This window comes from Burkholderia guangdongensis (assembly GCF_013403875.1).
Classification (GTDB): domain Bacteria; phylum Pseudomonadota; class Gammaproteobacteria; order Burkholderiales; family Burkholderiaceae; genus Burkholderia; species Burkholderia guangdongensis.
Window position 1 is genome coordinate 154,261 of the sequence record NZ_JACBNX010000004.1, and the last position, 17,417, is coordinate 171,677.

General features: G+C 69.1%; 14 protein-coding genes and 2 pseudogenes. 6 read left to right on the forward strand and 10 right to left on the reverse strand.

Annotated elements, in window-relative coordinates; genetic code table 11:
• Positions 1-4 precede the first annotated feature (4 nt).
• From hemC to HZI36_RS05600, 3 genes are all read left to right on the forward strand, one after another.
• Positions 5-997, forward strand: a complete 993-nt coding sequence (gene hemC, locus HZI36_RS05590) for a hydroxymethylbilane synthase (protein ID WP_179401638.1) — start codon at positions 5-7, stop codon at positions 995-997.
• Positions 998-1,095: 98 nt separating this feature from the next.
• Positions 1,096-3,114 carry a fused uroporphyrinogen-III synthase HemD/membrane protein HemX gene (hemDX, locus tag HZI36_RS05595; RefSeq protein ID WP_343050010.1) on the forward strand — a complete coding sequence of 673 codons (2,019 nt, stop codon included), beginning with the start codon at positions 1,096-1,098 and terminating at the stop codon, positions 3,112-3,114.
• A gap of 2 nt (positions 3,115-3,116) precedes the next feature.
• Positions 3,117-4,307, forward strand: a complete 1,191-nt coding sequence (locus HZI36_RS05600) for a heme biosynthesis protein HemY (RefSeq protein WP_179401640.1) — start codon at positions 3,117-3,119, stop codon at positions 4,305-4,307.
• Positions 4,308-4,400: 93 nt separating this feature from the next.
• Here HZI36_RS05600 and HZI36_RS05605 read toward each other — a convergent pair whose 3' ends face one another.
• Positions 4,401-5,159, reverse strand: coding sequence for an SDR family oxidoreductase (locus HZI36_RS05605; RefSeq protein WP_179401641.1), 759 nt, complete (start codon positions 5,157-5,159; stop codon positions 4,401-4,403).
• Positions 5,160-5,191: 32 nt separating this feature from the next.
• Complete coding sequence (locus tag HZI36_RS05610) at positions 5,192-6,631, reverse strand: aldehyde dehydrogenase family protein (protein WP_179401642.1); 1,440 nt, start codon at positions 6,629-6,631, stop codon at positions 5,192-5,194.
• Positions 6,632-6,890: 259 nt separating this feature from the next.
• On the opposite strand from HZI36_RS05610, the gene ppa reads away from it, so the two are divergent.
• On the forward strand, positions 6,891-7,418 hold the full coding sequence (gene ppa, locus HZI36_RS05615; RefSeq protein WP_179401643.1) for an inorganic diphosphatase: 528 nt from the start codon (positions 6,891-6,893) through the stop codon (positions 7,416-7,418).
• 95 nt (positions 7,419-7,513) lie between these two features.
• On the opposite strand, the pseudogene HZI36_RS27480 reads toward ppa, so the two are convergent.
• The 3 genes and pseudogenes from HZI36_RS27480 to HZI36_RS05630 all read right to left on the reverse strand — a co-directional run.
• Positions 7,514-7,987 (reverse strand): annotated as a pseudogene (locus tag HZI36_RS27480) (GIY-YIG nuclease family protein); the annotation flags it as partial.
• A gap of 33 nt (positions 7,988-8,020) precedes the next feature.
• Positions 8,021-8,962 (reverse strand): ketopantoate/pantoate/pantothenate transporter PanS, encoded by a 942-nt coding sequence (gene panS / locus HZI36_RS05625; RefSeq protein ID WP_179401645.1) that lies wholly within the window; start codon positions 8,960-8,962, stop codon positions 8,021-8,023.
• A 179-nt stretch (positions 8,963-9,141) separates the two neighbouring features.
• Positions 9,142-10,320, reverse strand: coding sequence for a GNAT family N-acetyltransferase (locus HZI36_RS05630; RefSeq protein ID WP_179401646.1), 1,179 nt, complete (start codon positions 10,318-10,320; stop codon positions 9,142-9,144).
• Positions 10,321-10,429: 109 nt separating this feature from the next.
• Here HZI36_RS05630 and HZI36_RS05635 point away from each other — a divergent pair, with 109 nt between their 5' ends.
• Both HZI36_RS05635 and HZI36_RS05640 read left to right on the forward strand, forming a co-directional pair.
• Positions 10,430-12,145: an NAD+ synthase gene (locus HZI36_RS05635; protein ID WP_179401647.1), complete on the forward strand. Its 1,716-nt coding sequence runs from the start codon at positions 10,430-10,432 to the stop codon at positions 12,143-12,145.
• Positions 12,146-12,219: 74 nt separating this feature from the next.
• Positions 12,220-12,558 (forward strand): P-II family nitrogen regulator, encoded by a 339-nt coding sequence (locus tag HZI36_RS05640; RefSeq protein WP_017333848.1) that lies wholly within the window; start codon positions 12,220-12,222, stop codon positions 12,556-12,558.
• 142 nt (positions 12,559-12,700) lie between these two features.
• Here the strand turns inward: HZI36_RS05640 and HZI36_RS05645 are convergent, their stop codons facing one another.
• The 5 genes and pseudogenes from HZI36_RS05645 to HZI36_RS05665 all read right to left on the reverse strand — a co-directional run bounded on the left by HZI36_RS05645 (position 12,701) and on the right by HZI36_RS05665 (position 17,391).
• Positions 12,701-13,807 carry a porin gene (locus HZI36_RS05645; protein ID WP_179401648.1) on the reverse strand — a complete coding sequence of 369 codons (1,107 nt, stop codon included), beginning with the start codon at positions 13,805-13,807 and terminating at the stop codon, positions 12,701-12,703.
• 554 nt (positions 13,808-14,361) lie between these two features.
• Positions 14,362-15,141: an ABC transporter ATP-binding protein gene (locus HZI36_RS05650; RefSeq protein WP_179401649.1), complete on the reverse strand. Its 780-nt coding sequence runs from the start codon at positions 15,139-15,141 to the stop codon at positions 14,362-14,364.
• Positions 15,142-15,160: 19 nt separating this feature from the next.
• Positions 15,161-15,874: an ABC transporter permease gene (locus tag HZI36_RS05655; RefSeq protein ID WP_179401650.1), complete on the reverse strand. Its 714-nt coding sequence runs from the start codon at positions 15,872-15,874 to the stop codon at positions 15,161-15,163.
• On the reverse strand, positions 15,871-16,560 hold the full coding sequence (locus tag HZI36_RS05660) for an ABC transporter permease (protein ID WP_179401651.1): 690 nt from the start codon (positions 16,558-16,560) through the stop codon (positions 15,871-15,873). Before HZI36_RS05660 ends, HZI36_RS05655 begins: the two co-directional genes overlap by 4 nt.
• A 277-nt stretch (positions 16,561-16,837) precedes the next feature.
• Positions 16,838-17,391: pseudogene (locus HZI36_RS05665) on the reverse strand (Spy/CpxP family protein refolding chaperone).
• Positions 17,392-17,417: the final 26 nt, after the last annotated feature.

Consider the following 17,417-nt stretch of genomic DNA (forward strand, 5'->3'; position numbering starts at 1 on the left):
TGCAATGAATTCCGAGATTCTTTCGGCACGGCCGTCGGCCCAGCCGCCGGCCACGCTGACGATCGCGTCCCGCGAGAGCCGCCTCGCGATGTGGCAAGCCGAACACGTGCATGATGCGCTGCGCAAATTATATCCAGCTTGCGACGTGAAAATCCTCGGGATGACGACCCGCGGCGATCAAATTCTCGATCGCACGCTGTCGAAGGTCGGCGGCAAGGGGCTGTTCGTGAAGGAGCTCGAGCTCGCGCTCGCCGACGGCCGCGCCGATCTCGCCGTGCATTCGCTGAAGGACGTGCCGATGGCGCTGCCCGACGGCTTCTCGCTCGCCGCGATCCTCGAGCGCGAGGACCCGCGCGACGCGTTCGTGTCGAACGACTACGCGTCGCTCGACGCGCTGCCCGCGGGCGCGGTCGTCGGCACGTCGAGCCTGCGCCGCGAGGCGATGCTGCGCGCGCGCTTTCCGCATCTGCGGGTGCAACCGCTGCGGGGCAACCTCGACACACGGTTGTCGAAGCTCGATCGCGGCGACTACGCGGCGATCATCCTCGCGGCCGCGGGGCTGAAGCGGCTCGGGCTCGGCGCGCGGATCCGCGCGCTGCTCGGTGTCGACGACAGCCCGCCCGCCGCGGGCCAGGGCGCGCTCGGCATCGAAATCGCGTCCGCGCGCACCGATGTCGCCGCGTGGCTCGCGCCGCTGCACGACCCGCGCACCGCGCTCGCGGTCGAGGCCGAGCGGATGGTGTCGCGCGCGCTCGGCGGCAGTTGCGAGGTGCCGCTCGCCGCGCATGCGCAATGGCGCGCGGGCGAGCTGTATCTGACCGGGCGCGTGTCGACGGTCGACGGCGCGCGCGTGCTGACGGCCGAGGAGTGCGGCTCCGTGGTCACTGTCGCCGACGCGCTCGCGCTCGGCCGCGCGGTGTCCGACGAGCTCGAGGCGCAGGGCGCGATGGAGATCGTTCACGCGCTGTCGGGCCAGGCCGGGCAGGGCGACGCCTGATGGAACGACCCCCGCGGCCCCCCGAGGGGGCAGTCGACCGCCCACGGCCGGCTTTGCAAAGCCGGCCGGCTGCGCAGGCGCGGAGCGATGCTCCGCGAATTCCCTGCTATGCCCTTGGGGCGGCCCGGCGGAGGTCGACGCCGGGCGCCGCGCGCGCGTTCACCGCCGTGCTGACGCGGCCCGACGGACAGTCGGCCGCACTCGCGTCGCAACTCGCGGATGCCGGTTGCGACGTGCTCGAATTCCCGCTGATCGACATCGCGCCGCTCGACGATCCGGCGCCGCTCGCGGCCGCGCTCGCGTCGCTCGCCGACTGCGCGCTCGTGATCTTCGTGTCGCCGAACGCGATCGATCGCGCGTTCGCCCAGTTCGGCGCGATCTGGCCGAACGCGCTGCCGGTCGGCGTCGTCGGGCCGGGCAGCGTCGCGGCGCTCGCGCGGCACGGTGTCGCCGCGCCCGCATATCGCGTGATCGCGCCGCAAGCGCCCGCCGACGGCAGCCCGCCGCATTACGACTCCGAGCATCTGTACGCGAGCATCGACGCCGCGTTCGGCGGCATCGCGGCGCTCGCCGGCAAGCGCGTGCTGATCGTGCGCGGCGACGGCGGCCGCGAATGGCTCGCCGACAAGCTGCGCGAAGCGGGCGCGGACGTCGCGCTCGTCGCCGCGTACCGGCGCGTCGTGCCCGAGCCGCGCATCGGCGCGTGGCAGCGCGTGCACGCGCTGCTCGGCGGCGAGCCGCACGCGTGGCTCGTCACGAGCTCCGAAGGCATGCGCAATCTGCACGAGCTCGCGCAGGCGCACCTGACCGAAGCCGAGATCGATGCGTTGAAGCGCGCGCCGCTCGTCACGCCGCATCCCCGGATTGCGCAGACCGCGCGCGCATTGGGTTTTGATAGGATTACGCTGACCGGCGCGGGCGATGAGCGTATCGTCCGCGCGTTTCGTACGATGGCCGACGAGGCCGTCCAACCGGCGACAGCCGCACCGGTGCCTATACGCATGACAGATACCAACGATTCCAACAGTGTCAATTCCCAGCCGGGTGCACCGTACGTGCCGCCCAATCCGCCCTATGTGCCGCCCGAGGCACGCACGCGCCGGGGCGGCAGCGCCGCTCTGTGGCTGGTCGTGGTCGTGCTCGCGTGCGCGGCGGGCGCCGGCGGCTACGTGCTGAACCGCAAGCTCGACCGGATCGACGCGGCGTCCGTCGCGCGGCAGAAATCGATCGACGCGCAAGCGGCCGAGACGCGGATGAAGACCGATCAGGCGCTCGCGAGCGCGCATCAGGTCGACACGCAGCTCGCGCAGCTCGACGGCAAGCTCGCCGACGCGCAGAACGCGCAGCAGGCGCTGCAGCAGCAATACCAGGATCTCGCGCGCAACCGCGACGCATGGCTGCTCGACCAGGTCGACCAGGTGCTGTCCGGCGCGAGCCAGCAGCTCCAGCTGACCGGCAACACGCAGCTCGCGCTGGTCGCGCTGCAGAACGCCGATGCGCGGCTCGCGACGTCGCAGAGCCCGCAGGCGGTCGCGGTCCGCAAGGCGATCGCGCAGGACGTCGAGAAACTACAGGCGACGCCGACCGTCGATCTGACCGGCCTCGCGATCAAGCTCGACGATGCGATCGCGAAGGTCGACGCGCTGCCGCTCGCGGGCGAGGCGCTCGTCCCGCCGTCCGCGCAGCAGCCCGGCGGCGGCGCGCAGTCGGCCGCCACGCAACCGGTCGCCGCGCCGGGCGAGCCGCGCTGGAAGGCCTGGTGGCACGGTTTCGCGGCGGGCGTCGGCCGGCAGCTGCAGGGCCTCGTGCAGGTGCGCCGGATCGACAACGCGGACGCGATGCTCGCGTCGCCGGATCAGGGCTACTTCGTGCGCGAGAACGTGAAGCTGCGTCTGCTGACCGCGCGGCTGTCGCTGCTGTCGCGCAACGAGCCCGCGATGAAGGCCGATCTGCAGGCCGCGCAGGCGGCGCTCGGCAAGTATTTCGATCAGGCGTCGAAGGATACGCAGACCGTCGAGGATCTGGTGAAGCAGGTCGACGGCGCGTCGCTGACGGTCGCGGTGCCGACCCTCGGCACGAGCCTGAACGCGATCGAGCAGTACAAGAGCCGGGGGTGACGATGACGCTCAGAGGAATCATCTGGCTCGCGATCCTGTTCGCGATCGCCGCCGCGCTCGCGACCGTCGGCCACTTCGATGCCGGACACGTGATGCTGATCTATCCGCCTTACCGGATCGATCTGTCGCTGAACCTGTTCGTGCTCGGCGTCGTCGTGCTGTTCATCGCCGTGTACGCGCTCGCGCGCATCGTGCGCAACATCTGGCGGATGCCGCAGCGCGTCGCCGCGTACCGCGCCCGCGCGCGCAACGAGAAGGCGCAGGCGTCGCTGCGTGACGCGATCGCGAATCTCTACGCGGGCCGCTTCTCGCGCGCGGAGAAGGCCGCGCGCGACGCGCTCGCGATCGGCGCGAACGAGGGCGCCGCGAGCCTCGTCGCCGCGACCGCCGCGCACCGGATGCACGAGTTCACGCGCCGCGACGAGTGGCTCGCGAAAGTCGGCGCGCCCGAGTGGCAGGACGCGCGGCTGCTCGCCGCGGCCGACATGCGCGCCGACGCGCGCGACGCGGACGGCGCGCTCGCCGCGCTGGCCGAGATGCAGACGTCGGGCGGCAAGCGGATCCATGCGCAGCAGGTCGCGCTGCGCGCGCAGCAGCAGTTGAAGAACTGGGCCGAGGTGCTGAAGCTCGCGAAGACGCTCGAGAAGCGCGAGGCGCTGCATCCGGCCGCCGCGGTGCGGCTGCGCCAGCAGGCGGCCGAGAATCTGCTGCGCGAGCGCCGGCACGATCCGGACGCGCTGCTCGAGCTCTGGCAGTCGCTGTCGGCGGCCGAACGGCAGTCGCCGCGCCTCGCCGATCTCGCGGCCGAGCTGCTCGTGTCGCTCGAGCGGCGGCCGCAGGCGCGCCGCATCGTCGAGGACGCGCTCGCGCAGCACTGGGACGCGCGGCTGCTGCGCCGCTATCCGGACACCGCCGGCGCCGACGCGCTGCCGCTGATCCAGAAGGCGGAGTCGTGGAAGAGCGATCATCCGGAAGACGCGGACCTGCTGTTCGCGCTCGGTCGCCTGTGTCAGCAACAGCAGCTTTGGGGCAAGGCGCAGTCGTTCCTCGAGTCGGCACTGAAGCTCGCGGACGACGAAGCGCTGAAGGTGCGTACGCACCGCGCGCTCGCGCGGCTGTTCGAGCATCTCGGCGAGACCGACAAGGCCGCGCAGCACTTCCGCGCGAGCGCGCTCGCGATCACCGTGGTCTGACGCGGCCGGGCGCGCCCGGCCGCGGATGGACGGATGAGGCCCTGTTGTTGCCCTGTTGCCCTGTTCCCCGATCCCGCGCAACGCGCGTGACGGTCAGACGCAGCGTCCGCCGTCGACTTCGAGGCAGACGCCGGTAATGAACTCGGCCTCGTCGGAGGCGAGGTAGAGCGCGGCGTTCGCGACGTCCTGCGGCGTCGAGAAGCGGCCGAGCGGGATCGTCGCGATGAAGCGCGCGCGGTTCTCGGGCGTGTCGTCGCAGCCCATGAACTCGGCCGTGAGGCCGGTCTCGCCGATCACCGGATTGATGCAGTTCACGCGGATCCGGTCCGCGCCGAGCTCGGCCGCGAGCGACTTGCTCGCGGTGATCATCGCGCCCTTCGTGCTGTTGTACCAGACGAGGCCGGGGCGCGGCCGCACGCCCGCCGTCGACGCGACGTTCACGAACACGCCGCCGCCCGCGCCGCGGAAGTACGGCACGAGCGTCTGCACGCTCCAGAACAGGCTCTTCATGTTGACCGCGTACACGCGGTCGTATTCGGCCTCGGTCACGTCGAGCACCGGCTTGTTCCGGTGCGTGGTGCCGGCGTTGTTCACGACGATCTGCACCGCGTGGAAATCGTCGAGCGCGGCCGCGAGCAGCGCGCGCCAGTCGTCGCGTTGCGACACGTCGCCGGCGACCGCGATCGCCTTGCCGCCCGCGAGCGCGATCTCGCTCGCGACGCGCTCGGCCGCCGCACCGTTCAGATCGTTGACGACGACGTTCGCGCCTTCGCGCGCGTATGTTTTCGCGATGCCTTCGCCGAATCCCGAGCCGCCGCCCGTGACGATCGCCGTCTTGCCGTTCAAGCGCATGAGTGCCTCCTGTGTCGATCGGAGTGAGCGCGTCAGCCGTGCCGGATCGCGACGGTCTTCAGCACCGTGAAGCCGTACAGCGCCTCGAAACCCTTTTCGCGGCCGTGGCCCGATTGCCCGACGCCGCCGAACGGCAGCTCGACGCCGCCGCCCGCGCCGTAGTTGTTCACGAACACCTGGCCCGCGCGGATGCGGTGTGCGAGCCGCAACTGCCGCGCGCCGTCGCGTGTCCAGAGCCCCGCGACGAGCCCGTACGGCGTGCCGTTCGCGAGCGCGACGGCCTCGTCCTCGTCGGCGAAGCGCATCGCGGCGAGCACCGGGCCGAACACTTCCTCCTGCGCGAGCCGGTGCGCGGGCGGCACGTCGCGCAACAGCGCGGGCGCCTGATAGAAGCCGCTCTCCGGCGCGTCCGGCATGACCTGGCCGTGCGCGGCCATCGGAATCCCGTCGTGCTGCGCGTCGGACAGGAAATCCCATACGCGCTGTTGCTGCTTCGCGTTGATCAGCGGCCCGCAGTCGAGATCCGCGCGGCTCGGGCCGACCTTCAGCCCGTTGAACGCGGTCGCGAGCCGTTCGACGAGCGGCTCGTACACCGCGCGCTCGATCAGCACACGGCTGCCCGCCGAGCAGGTCTGGCCGCCGTTCTGCACGATCGCGCCGACGAGCACCGGCAGCGCGGCGTCGAGATCGGCATCGGCGAACACGATCTGCGGCGACTTGCCGCCGAGCTCGAGCGTGACCGGCACGTGATGCTCGGCCGCCATCTGCGCGACGAGCCTGCCGGTCGCGGGTGAGCCGGTAAACGAGATGTGATCGATGCCCGGGTGGCGCGCGAGCGCGGCGCCCGCCTCGTGCCCGTAGCCGGTGACGACGTTCAGCGCGCCGGCCGGGAGCCCGGCCTCGGCCGCGAGCTCGGCGACGCGCAGCACCGACAGGCACGCGTCCTCGGCCGGCTTCACGACGCATGCGTTGCCGGCCGCGAGCGCCGCGCCGACGCTGCGCCCGACGATCTGCATCGGATAGTTCCACGGCACGATGTGGCCGGTGACGCCGTGCGGCTCGCGAATCGTCAGCACGGTGTAGCCCGCGTGATACGGCAGCGTCTCGCCGTGCAGCTTGTCGGCCGCGCCCGCGTAGAACTCGAAATAGCGCGCGAGCGCGGCGGCGTCCGCATGCGCCTGCTTCAGCGGCTTGCCGGTGTCGCGCGCTTCGATGTCCGCGAGTTCGTCGCGGCACGCGGCGACGAGCATCGACAGCCGGTACAGCACGCGGCCGCGCTCGGCGGCGCTCGCCGCACCCCATGCGCCGGCGTACGCGTCGCGCGCCGCGGCGACCGCACGGTCGACGTCGGCCGCGGTGCCGCGCGCGATCGACGCGAACGGCTGCCCGTCGGACGGATCGACGACGTCGATCGTGTCTGGTTGCGCGGGCAACGTCCATTCGCCCGCGATGAAGTGCTTCGCCTGTTCCATGCGTGCTCTCCTGTCGACCGCCGCCGCCGCTCGAGCGCCCGCTCCGGTCCCGTGCAATGCCGCGTGTCGTTTGTTGGGTTCGCTGGGTTCGGCGGGTTCGGTGGGTTCGCTGGCCGGACGGTCAGCGCGATTATCGCGCGGTCGTCATCCGGGCGCCATCGGTCGATTGGCTATAATGGCGCATTCCGTCCCGTCCTGCCGGCGGCGCGCGCCCCGGACGGCCGTTCCCCGAATTCCCTTCGACCCACAGAGAACGCTCATGAGCTTCAACCATGTTCCGGCCGGCAAGGACCTGCCGCAAGACTTCAACGTCGTCATCGAGATCCCCGCGCAAAGCGACCCGGTCAAGTACGAAGCGGACAAGGAGCTCGGCCTCCTCGTCGTCGACCGCTTCATCGGCACCGGCATGCGCTATCCGGTGAACTACGGCTACATCCCGCAGACGCTGTCGGGCGACGGCGATCCGGTCGACGTGCTCGTGATCACGCCGTTCCCGCTGCTGGCCGGCACGGTCGTGCGCGCGCGCGCGCTCGGCATGCTGCAGATGACCGACGAGTCGGGCGTCGACGCGAAGCTCGTTGCGGTGCCGCACGACAAGATCTGCCCGATGACCGCGCACATGAAGTCGATCGACGACGTGCCCGAGTACCTGCGGGATCAGATCAAGCACTTCTTCGAGCAGTACAAGGCGCTCGAGAAGGGCAAGTGGGTGAAGGTCGACGGCTGGGCGGGCATCGACGCCGCGCACAAGGAAATCACCGACGGCGTCGCAAACTTCAAGAAGTAAGCCGGCGCCGGCGCAGCGCGCCGGCGGCAATCGTGCAACGTCGTGCAAAAGCCGCGCGTGCCTCGTTACGAGGCCGCGCGGTTTTGTTTTGCGCGCGCGGCGCGGCGGCGCGGGGTGGCGGGGGCATCGTCGTCGTCGTCGTCGTCGGCGGCGGCGGTAGCAGTGGCGGTAGCAGTGGCGGTAGCAGTGGCGGTTGCGTCGGCGGCGTCGGCGGCGTCAGCGGCGTCGGCGTCGGCGGCAGCGGCAGCGGCAGCGGCGGCAGCAGCAGCGGCGGCAACAGCGGGGGATTCAGCCGGCTCCGCCGGTAGCACCGATTCGAGCGTGCGCACGCCCGCGGCCAGCTCGCGCTTGTGCGCCGGCGACAACTGCTTGACCCGGTACTCGGCGCGCAACGCGCTTGAGCGGTCCGCGAGCGGGAACGACGCGAGCAGCGCGCGCGGCCGGCGCGAGCGCGTGTAGCGCGCGCCCTTGCCGGCGACGTGCTCGTCGAAGCGCGCGGCGACGTCGGTCGTGATGCCGGTGTAGATGCTGCCGTCGGCGCACTCGATCAGATACAGATACCAGGACATGGCGAAGCGGCCGGACGCGAGGCCGTCAGTGTCTCAAAAAAACGCGGGGCCGTCCTGCCGCGCGCCCGCCGCCGGCCGGCCCGCCCAGCGCCCGGCGAGCAGCGACCCGGACAGGTTGTGCCACACCGAGAACAGCGCGCCCGGCAGCGCGGCGACCGGCGTGAAGTAGAGCTTGCCGAGCGTCGCCGCGAGCCCCGAGTTCTGCATGCCGACCTCGATCGCGAGCGTGCGGCAGACGGCCTCGTCGAAGCCGAGCAGGCGCCCGCCCCAGTAGCCGCCCATGAGACCGATCCCGTTGTGCAGCACGACGCCGAGCATCACGATCGGGCCGACCACCGCGATGCTTTTCGCGGTGCCGCCGACGACCGCCGCGATGATCAGCAGGATCGACACCATCGACACGAGCGGCAGCACCGGCTCGATCTTCCGCACGAGCTTGCCGAACAGGTGATTGACGACGAGCCCGGCGCCGATCGGCACCGCGACGATCTGCAGGATGCTCATCAGCATCCCGTGCACGTCGACCACGATCGACGCGTCGACGTAGAGTCGCGTGAGCAGCGGCGTCGCGAAGATGCCGACGAGCGTCGACAGCGCGCTGATCGTGACCGACAGCGCGACGTCGCCGCGCGCGAGATAGATCATCACGTTCGACGCCGTGCCGCTCGCGACGCTGCCGACGAGCACCATGCCCGCCGTGAGGTCGGGCGGCATGCGCAGCGCCTTCGCGATCGCCCACGCGGCGAGCGGCATCACCAGGTAGTGGAGCCCGATGCCGGCGAGCACCGGCGCCGGACGCGTGAACACGCGCCGGAAGTCGTCGATGGACAGCGTGACGCCCATCGACAGCATGATGATCGTGAGCAGCGCCGTCACGTGCGGGCCGATCGGCGCGACCGACGCGGGCGAGCAGTAGGCCGCGACCGAGACGAGCACGGCCCAGAACGGGAAGAGGCGGGTGATGCGGGCAAGCATGGGGAAGCCTTTTTTTGAGTGTGGTCGTTCGAGCGGGAACGGGGCGCGGGATGAAGGCGAGCCCTCGGGGGCCGGGCGCGGAACCGCACGGTCGTGCGCAGCGCATTGTAGCGTCCGCGCGCCGGCGGCGAAATGCGGATGGGCGAGGCGGACGCGACGGGCAAGACGGGCGCGCCGCGCTAGCGCGCGCCGGCCTTGAACGGATTGTGGTCGCGCAGCTCGTCGACGTACGCGTGGATGTGATCGGTCTCGCGTTCGAGGAAGCGCGCGACCGCGTCCGAGAACGCCGGATGCGCGAGCCAGTGCGCGGAATGCGTGACGGTCGGCATGAAGCCGCGCGCGAGCTTGTGCTCGCCCTGCGCGCCGCCTTCGAACGTGTCGAGCCCCGCGTCGATGCAAAACTCGAGCAGTTGATAGTACGCGGTCTCGAAATGCAGGCACGGCACGTGCTCGACGGCGCCCCAGTAGCGCCCGTACAGCGTGCCGCCGCCCGCCGCGCCACGCTGGTAGACCGCGAGCGCGCTCGCGATCGGCCGGCCGTCGCGCTCGGCGATCACGAGCAGCAGGTTCTCCGGCATCGTCGCGCCGATCGTCCGGAAGAATTCGAGGTTCAGGTACGGGCTCGAGTAGTGGTCGCGGTAGGTCTGCCGGTAGCAGCGCGAGAAGAAGCGCCAGTCCGCGTCGGCGATCGCGTCGCCGGTCAGGCGCCGGAACGTGATGCCCGCGTCGCGCACGCGGCGCCGCTCCGCGCGGATGTTCTTGCGCTTCTTCTGCTCGAGCGTGCCGAGAAAATCGTCGAAGTCGCGGTAGCCGTCGTTCAGCCAGTGGAACTGCACGCCTTCGCGCAGCATCATCCCGAGCTCGCCGAAGAGCCGCGCTTCCGCGCCGGTCGGGAACAGCACGTGCAGCGACGACACGTCGCTCTGCTCGGCGAGCGCGACGAGCGTCGCCGCGAGCCGCCGGCGCGCGTCGTCGTCGGCGGCGACGATGCGTGTGCCCTGCACCGGCGTGAACGGCACCGCGCACAGCAGCTTCGGATAGTAGTCGAGGCCGTTGCGCTGGTACGCATCGGCCCACGCCCAGTCGAACACGTACTCGCCGTACGAATGACGCTTCGCGTAGACCGGCGCGGCGGCCGCGAGCCGGCCGGTGCGCGGGTCCGTCAGCGTGACGAAGCGCGGCGACCAGCCGGTCTCGTCGACCGCGCAGCGCGCGGTGTCGAGCGCGCTCAGGAACTCGTGGCGCAGGAACGGCGTCGGGTGCGCGTCGCGCGCGACGAGCGCGTTCCATTCGTCGGCGCCCACCTCGGCGGGGGACGACAGGATGCCCGTGCGATAATCGATGCGTTCGTGTTTCAATCCCGTGAATCCGTTTCGTTCGTCGAGGCCGCCTCGCATGCACCGCATGCTGGCGGCAATTTCGTCAGCCGTTCATGCCGCGGCCTGCCGCGGCCGCACCGATCCCGTCATGAAGACTCGTATCGCTCTCGCTCAAATCAACGTCACCGTCGGCGATTTCGCCGGCAACGTCGCGCGGATCGTCGCGGCCGCGCGCGCCGCGCACGCCGACGGCGCGCATCTGATGATCGCGCCCGAGCTCGCGCTGTCCGGCTATCCGCCCGAGGACCTGCTGCTGCGCCCCGCGTTCTACGCGGCATCGGCGGCCGCGCTCGCGGAGCTCGCCGCGAAGCTGAAGCCGCTCGACGGCCTCGCGGTGCTCGTCGGCCATCCGCTGCGATCTACCGGGGCAGGCGCGGCCGGCGCGTCGGCAACAAGCGTCGATGGTAATGCAAACCGCCCGATCGAGCGCGGCGTGCCACCGTCCGACACGTACAACGCGGCGTCGCTGATCGTCGGCGGCGACGTCGTCGGCACGTATCGCAAGCAGGAGCTGCCGAACGCCGAGGTGTTCGACGAGCTGCGCTACTTCGCGTCCGACGCCGAGCCGCTCGTGTTCGAGCTGAACGGTACGAAGTTCGGCGTCGTGATCTGCGAGGACGCGTGGCACGCGTCGGCCGCGCAGATCGCGAAGGCGGCCGGCGCAGACGTGATCCTGATCCCCAACGGCTCGCCGTATCACATGAACAAGGACGCGGTGCGCGTCGACATCCTGCGCGCGCGGATCCGCGAAACGGGCCTGCCGATGGTCTACGTGAACCTCGTCGGCGCGCAGGACGAGCTCGTGTTCGACGGCGGCTCGTTCGTGCTCGACAAGGACGGCGCGCTCGTCGCGAAGATGCCGCAGTTCGAGGAAGGGCACGCGATCGTCGAGTTCGACGGTGCGCGGCCGCTCTCCGGCGCCATCGCGCCGGAGCTGTCGGTCGAGGCGCAGGTCTATCGCGCGCTCGTGATGGGCGTGCGCGACTATATCGGCAAGAACGGCTTCCCGGGCGCGATCATCGGGCTGTCGGGCGGCGTCGATTCGGCGCTCGTGCTCGCGATCGCGTGCGACGCGCTCGGGGCCGACCGCGTGCGCGCGGTGATGATGCCGTCGCGCTACACGGCCGACATCTCGACGACCGACGCGGCCGACATGGCGAAGCGCGTCGGCGTGCGTTACGACGAGATCGCGATCGCGCCGATGTTCGACGCGTTCCGCGGCTCGCTCGCGCGCGAGTTCGAGGGCCGCGCGGAGGACGCGACCGAGGAGAACATCCAGGCGCGCATTCGCGGCACACTGCTGATGGCGCTGTCGAACAAGTTCGGCTCGATCGTGCTGACGACCGGCAACAAGAGCGAGATGGCGGTCGGCTACTGCACGCTGTACGGCGATATGGCGGGCGGCTTCGCGGTGATCAAGGACATCGCGAAGACGCTCGTGTACCGCCTCTGCCATTACCGCAACGCGGCGCCGGAGTTCGCGCAGCGGGACATCATCCCCGAGCGGATCCTGACGCGCGCGCCGTCGGCCGAGCTGCGCGAGAACCAGACCGACCAGGACAGCCTGCCGCCTTACGACGTGCTCGACGCGATCATGCGGATGTACATGGAGGAGGACCGGCCGCTGCCGGAGATCGTCGCGGCGGGTTACGGCGAGGCGGACGTGAAGCGCGTCACGCGGCTCATCAAGATCAACGAGTACAAGCGGCGACAGGCGCCGATCGGGATTCGCGTCACGCACCGCGCGTTCGGCCGCGACTGGCGCTATCCGATCACGTCGCGCTTCACGGAGCGCGTCGACTGACGCCGAGCGGGGCGTAGAATCGGCTCATTCGCCGGCTTTCATCCACATTCGACAGACATAGAGGGACGACCATCATGAAACGCATCACCGCCATCATCAAGCCGTTCAAGCTCGACGAAGTTCGCGAGGCGCTCGCCGAGGTCGGCCTGACGGGGCTGACCGTCACCGAGGTCAAGGGCTTCGGCCGCCAGAAGGGGCACACGGAGCTCTATCGCGGCGCCGAGTACGTCGTCGATTTCCTGCCGAAGATGAAGATCGAGGTCGTCGTCGCGGAAGGGCAGGTCGATCAGGTGATCGACGCAGTGATCGGTGCTGCGCGCACCGGCAAGATCGGCGACGGCAAGATCTTCGTGTCCGACGTCGAGCGCGTGATCCGCATCCGCACCGGCGAGGAGAACGAAGCCGCGGTCTGACGGGGCGGGGCCGGCCGGGCGCGCCCCGGCTCGGTGCCGCTTTCCAATAAAAAACGGTGCGATACCCTGTCGGGCATCGCACCGATACGCGCCTCTCGCAGCAGCGTGGAAAGCGTGGTTGGAGCTGTTCTGTGGAGCGGGTTTAGAACGAGTGCTGGATGCCCGCGTAGACGCCGGTCTGGCTGTGGCCCGGCGCCGGGTTGTCGTTGTAGCCGGTCGAGGTCGGGCCGCCGGCGCCCGCAGCGTTCGCTTCGAGGCCGAAGTTCGCGTTCTTGCTGTTGCGGACCGTCGCGACCTGGAAGTCGAGCAGCGTGCGCTTCGACAGGTTGTACGAGCCACCGATCGAGTAGATGTTCGCGTTGCCGCCGCCGTTGTTCGCGTTCACGTGATAGACGGCAGCGATCAGCGCCGCCGCCGGCGTGGCCTGCCACGTGACGCCGCCCCATTCCTGCTGCGTCGACGTGATGCCGCCGTTGACGGCCGGGCCGCCGTTCGCGTGCGACGCCTGATAGACCGCCTGCAGCTTGAACTGGCCGAGGAACACGTTCACGCCGGCGAAGTATTCGCGCGAGTAGTTGAATACGTCGTCGAGCTTGCCGTTGGCCGGATCGCGGATTTCGTCATAGAGGCCGCGCACCTGGAACAGCGGGTTCGTGTACGTGATCTGGATGCCGTCCTGGCGGCCCGTCGTCGTCGTGCCGTTGCCGTTCCAGCTCGTCGCGTTCGACAGCGAATACTGGCCGTACACGTCGAAGCCGGCGACGGTCGGCGACTGATACGAAATGTTGTTGCTCGACGCCGGCCAGTTGCGGCCGCGCACGAGCGATGCCGACGACCAGCTCGTCTGGCCGAACGGATCGAAATCCCAGACGCCGCTGTTCGAGATGAACAGCTCGCGGCCGAGCAGCAGCGTACCGTACTGATCGTTCGACAGGCCGACGGTCGCCCAGCGATTGAAGATGCTGCCGGGGGCAGGGCCGTTGCCGTTCACCGTATTGAAGCTGCCTTCGAGGTGGAACACGGCCTTCGTGCCGCCGCCGAGATCCTCGGCGCCCTTCATGCCCCACAGGCTCGTGCCCCAGTCGCCGCTTTCCGCGCGCCAGCGGCTCGATGAACCACCGTTCGCGTTGACGAGCCCGCTCATGTATTCGATGCCGGCGTCGAGCCGGCCGTACAGCGTGACGCTGCTTTGCGCGTGCGCGGCGACGCCGGCGGACATCAGTGCGGCTGCGAGCATTGCTTTCTTCATTTCCTCTCCTCCAAACCTTGTCAAAGAATCGACCCGGAACTGCATGACATGCCTGACGCCCGCACGGGCATCGGACATACTTGGGTTCCCCTGGGAGACCTCGCGCGAAGCCGGCGGCGCGGCAAGCATGCGAGAAACCGTCGACCGGACCCGCATGCCGAAGCGGTTGCGGGGTCTCCTTGCTGTCATGAAGTCAAACTACATTTCATGAACTTCGTTTTGCTACTCTGATTACTAATTTAGCAAAAATACAATTTTGTGGCGATCAAAATCGTTGTTTGACTAACCTGTGTCGCCAAATTGCCATGCAACACGGGCCGGGAAACGGGGATGGAGTGGCGTCGAGCGGCCGCAAAGCCTTGCCGGTCAAGGCGTGCGCGAATCGCGGCAACGCGACCCCAGGATTGCCACTATTGACTACAGGAATGGGAGCGGATAACGGCGCGATTGCGTCGTTTTTGTATGGTATACGTAATATTTGCGAGGCGAGGCGAGGCGAGGCGAGGCGAGGCGGGCGGCCGCGCCCGGGCGGGCGCGGCGCGATGCAACGAGCGTTACTTGAGACTACCGGACAGGAACTGCCGCAGGCGCTCGCTCTTCGGCTGCGCGAACACGTCGGCGGGCACGCCTTCTTCCTCGACGCGCCCCTGGTGCAGGAACATCACGTGGTTCGACACGTTGCGCGCAAACCCCATCTCGTGCGTGACGACCACCATCGTCCGGCCTTCTTCGGCCAGCTTCTGCATCACCTTCAGCACTTCGCCGACGAGTTCCGGGTCGAGCGCCGACGTCGGTTCGTCGAACAGCATCACGTCCGGATGCATCGCCAGCGCGCGCGCGATCGCGACGCGCTGCTGCTGTCCGCCCGACAGATGTGACGGATACTGTTTCTCGACGCGCGGCGCCAGGCCGACCTTCTCGAGATACGTACGCGCGCGATCCTCCGCTTCCTTCTTCGACAGGCCGAGCACGTGCACCGGCGCTTCCATCACGTTCTCGAGCACGGTCATATGCGCCCACAGATTGAAGTGCTGGAACACCATCGCGAGCTTCGTGCGCACGTGCTGCAACTGCTTGTGGTCGGCGGCCTTCAGTGCGCCGGCCTTGTCCTGCACGGTGCGCACTTCCTCGCCGTCGACGACGATGCGGCCCGCATTCGGCTGCTCGAGGAAGTTGATGCAGCGGAGCATCGTGCTCTTGCCCGAGCCGGACGAGCCGATCACGCTGATCACGTCGCCCGCGTTCGCCTTCAGCGACACACCTTTCAGCACCTCGTTGTTGCCGTAGCGCTTGTGGAGGTCGTCGACGAACAGCTTTTGAGTCTGGGAACGCATTCTGAAAACCTGAGAAAACTTACTTGCCCTGCGGGCGCAGATACGCGAGCCAGCGCTGCTCGGCGCGCCGGAACAGCCCGACGAGCGCGAACGACACCGCGAGATACAGCAGCGCGGCGATGCCGAACGCATGGAACGACATGTACGTCGCCGAGTTCACGTCGCGCGCGATCTTCAGGATGTCCGGCACCGTCGCGGTGAACGCGACCGTCGTCGCGTGCAGCATCAGGATCACCTCGTTGCTGTACAGCGGCAGCGCACGGCGCAATGCGGACGGCAGGATCACGCGGCGATACATCGTGAACGTCGACATCCCGTACGCGCGCGCGGCCTCGATCTCGCCGTACGACGTCGCCTTGATCGCGCCCGCGAAAATCTCGGTCGTGTACGCGCACGTGTTCAGCGCGAACGCGAGCAGCGTGCAGTTCATCCCTTCGCGGAAGAACGCGTTCAGCGTGGGCGTGTCGTGCACGACCTGCAGGCTGTAGATGCCGGTGTAACAGAGCAGCAGCTGCACGTACAGCGGCGTGCCGCGGAACACGTACGTGTACAGCCACACCGCGCCCGCGAGCCATTTGCGCTTCGACACGCGCGCGACCGCGAGCGGCACCGACAGGCAGAAGCCGATCGAGATCGACACGACGAGCAGCCACAGCGTGACCGCGAGGCCGGTGATCCGGTAGCCGTCGGTGTAGAGGTAGTTGCGCCAGTATTCGTGAATCAGCTCGATCATAGGTCCGCCTTGCGAACGCCGGTCGAATAACGCTTCTCGAGCCAGATCAGCACGAAGTTCGAGAGCGTGGTGATGGCCAGATAGACCGCGCCCGCAACCACCGTGAAGAAGAAGAACCTCAGCGTGCCCTTGCCCGCGTCCTGCGAAGCCTTCACGACGTCGGCGAGGCCGATGATCGACACGAGCGCGGTCGATTTCACGAGCACCTGCCAGTTGTTGCCGATGCCCGGCAGCGCGAAGCGCATCATCTGCGGGAACATGATCCGCGTAAACACCTGCCAGTTCGTCATCCCGTACGCGCTGCCCGCCTCGAGCTGGCCGCGCGGCACCGACAGGAACGCGCCGCGGAACGTCTCGGTGAAGTACGCGCCGTAGATGAAGCCGAGCACGAGCACGCCGGCGAGGAACGGATCGATGTCGATCTGATCCCAGTTCAGCGCGTCGGTCAGGTTGTTCAGCCAGATCTGCAGGCTGTAGAACAGCAGCAGCATCAGCACGAGGTCGGGCACGCCGCGGACCAGCGTCGTGTACACGGTGCCGAGGCCGTGCGCGACGCGATTGCGCGACAGCTTCGCGCCCGCGCCGATCAGCCCGAGCAGGAACGACAGCATGAGCGACAGCACCGCCAGCTTGACGGTCTGCCAGGTGCCGGCGAGGATCAGCGGACCGTAACCTTGAAGAAACATATGTCGTCCCCGATGGCGCCCGGCGGCGCGTGGTCGACGCGCGGGCGCCAAAAGCGCGATATTTTACCCGAACGCGATGGTCGGGCAGCAGCGAATCGCATGCGGCGGAGCGAGCCGTTGAGGCGGGGCGGGGCGACGGTGGCGTCGCGGGGCGGGTGGCGGGTGATGGGGAAGGCGGGGAAGCTGGGAAGCGGGGAAGCGGGGAAGCGGCGCGGACGCGGGGCCGCAAAGCCCCGCGCCGCGTCCGGCCGCGACCGCCGCCGGCTAGCGGCGGCGCTTACTGCGCCGCGGGCGCCGACGCGCCCTTCGCCGCGCGATGCTGCTCCCAGCGCTCCTTCATCTTCTCGTGCGCTGCTCCATCTTCGCGAACTGCTGCTTCAGCGCGGTGCTGACCATCGTCTTCTGCTGGTCGTTCAGGCCGTTGTAGAACGCGAGCCACGCGGCCTCGCTCTGCTCGCGCAACTGGGCGTTCTGCTGCTCGGCCTGCTGGCGCGCCGCGTGCAGCGCGTTCAGGTCGAGGATCGGCTGGTTCTGCTGAGCCTTCATCTGCTGATGAAGCGCCTCGTGGCTCTTGCGCATCGCTTCGTGGTTCTGCTTCATCGTGTTGACCGCGCTCTGCCATTGCTGCTCCTGCGCGGCGCTCAGCTTGAGCTGGTCGTGCAGGCGGCGGATCGCGCCGAACGGGCCGCCGTCGTGGTCGTGCATCTGGTGGTGCATTTCCTGCCCGGCGGCGGGCGGCGCGTCGGACGGGGTGGCGGCGCGGGCGGCGCCGAAGGCGAGCGTGAGTACGGCGGCGGCAGCGATGGCCGCACGGGACGTCTTCTTATACATTTCAGATACTCCTGAGTCGAAAGGTC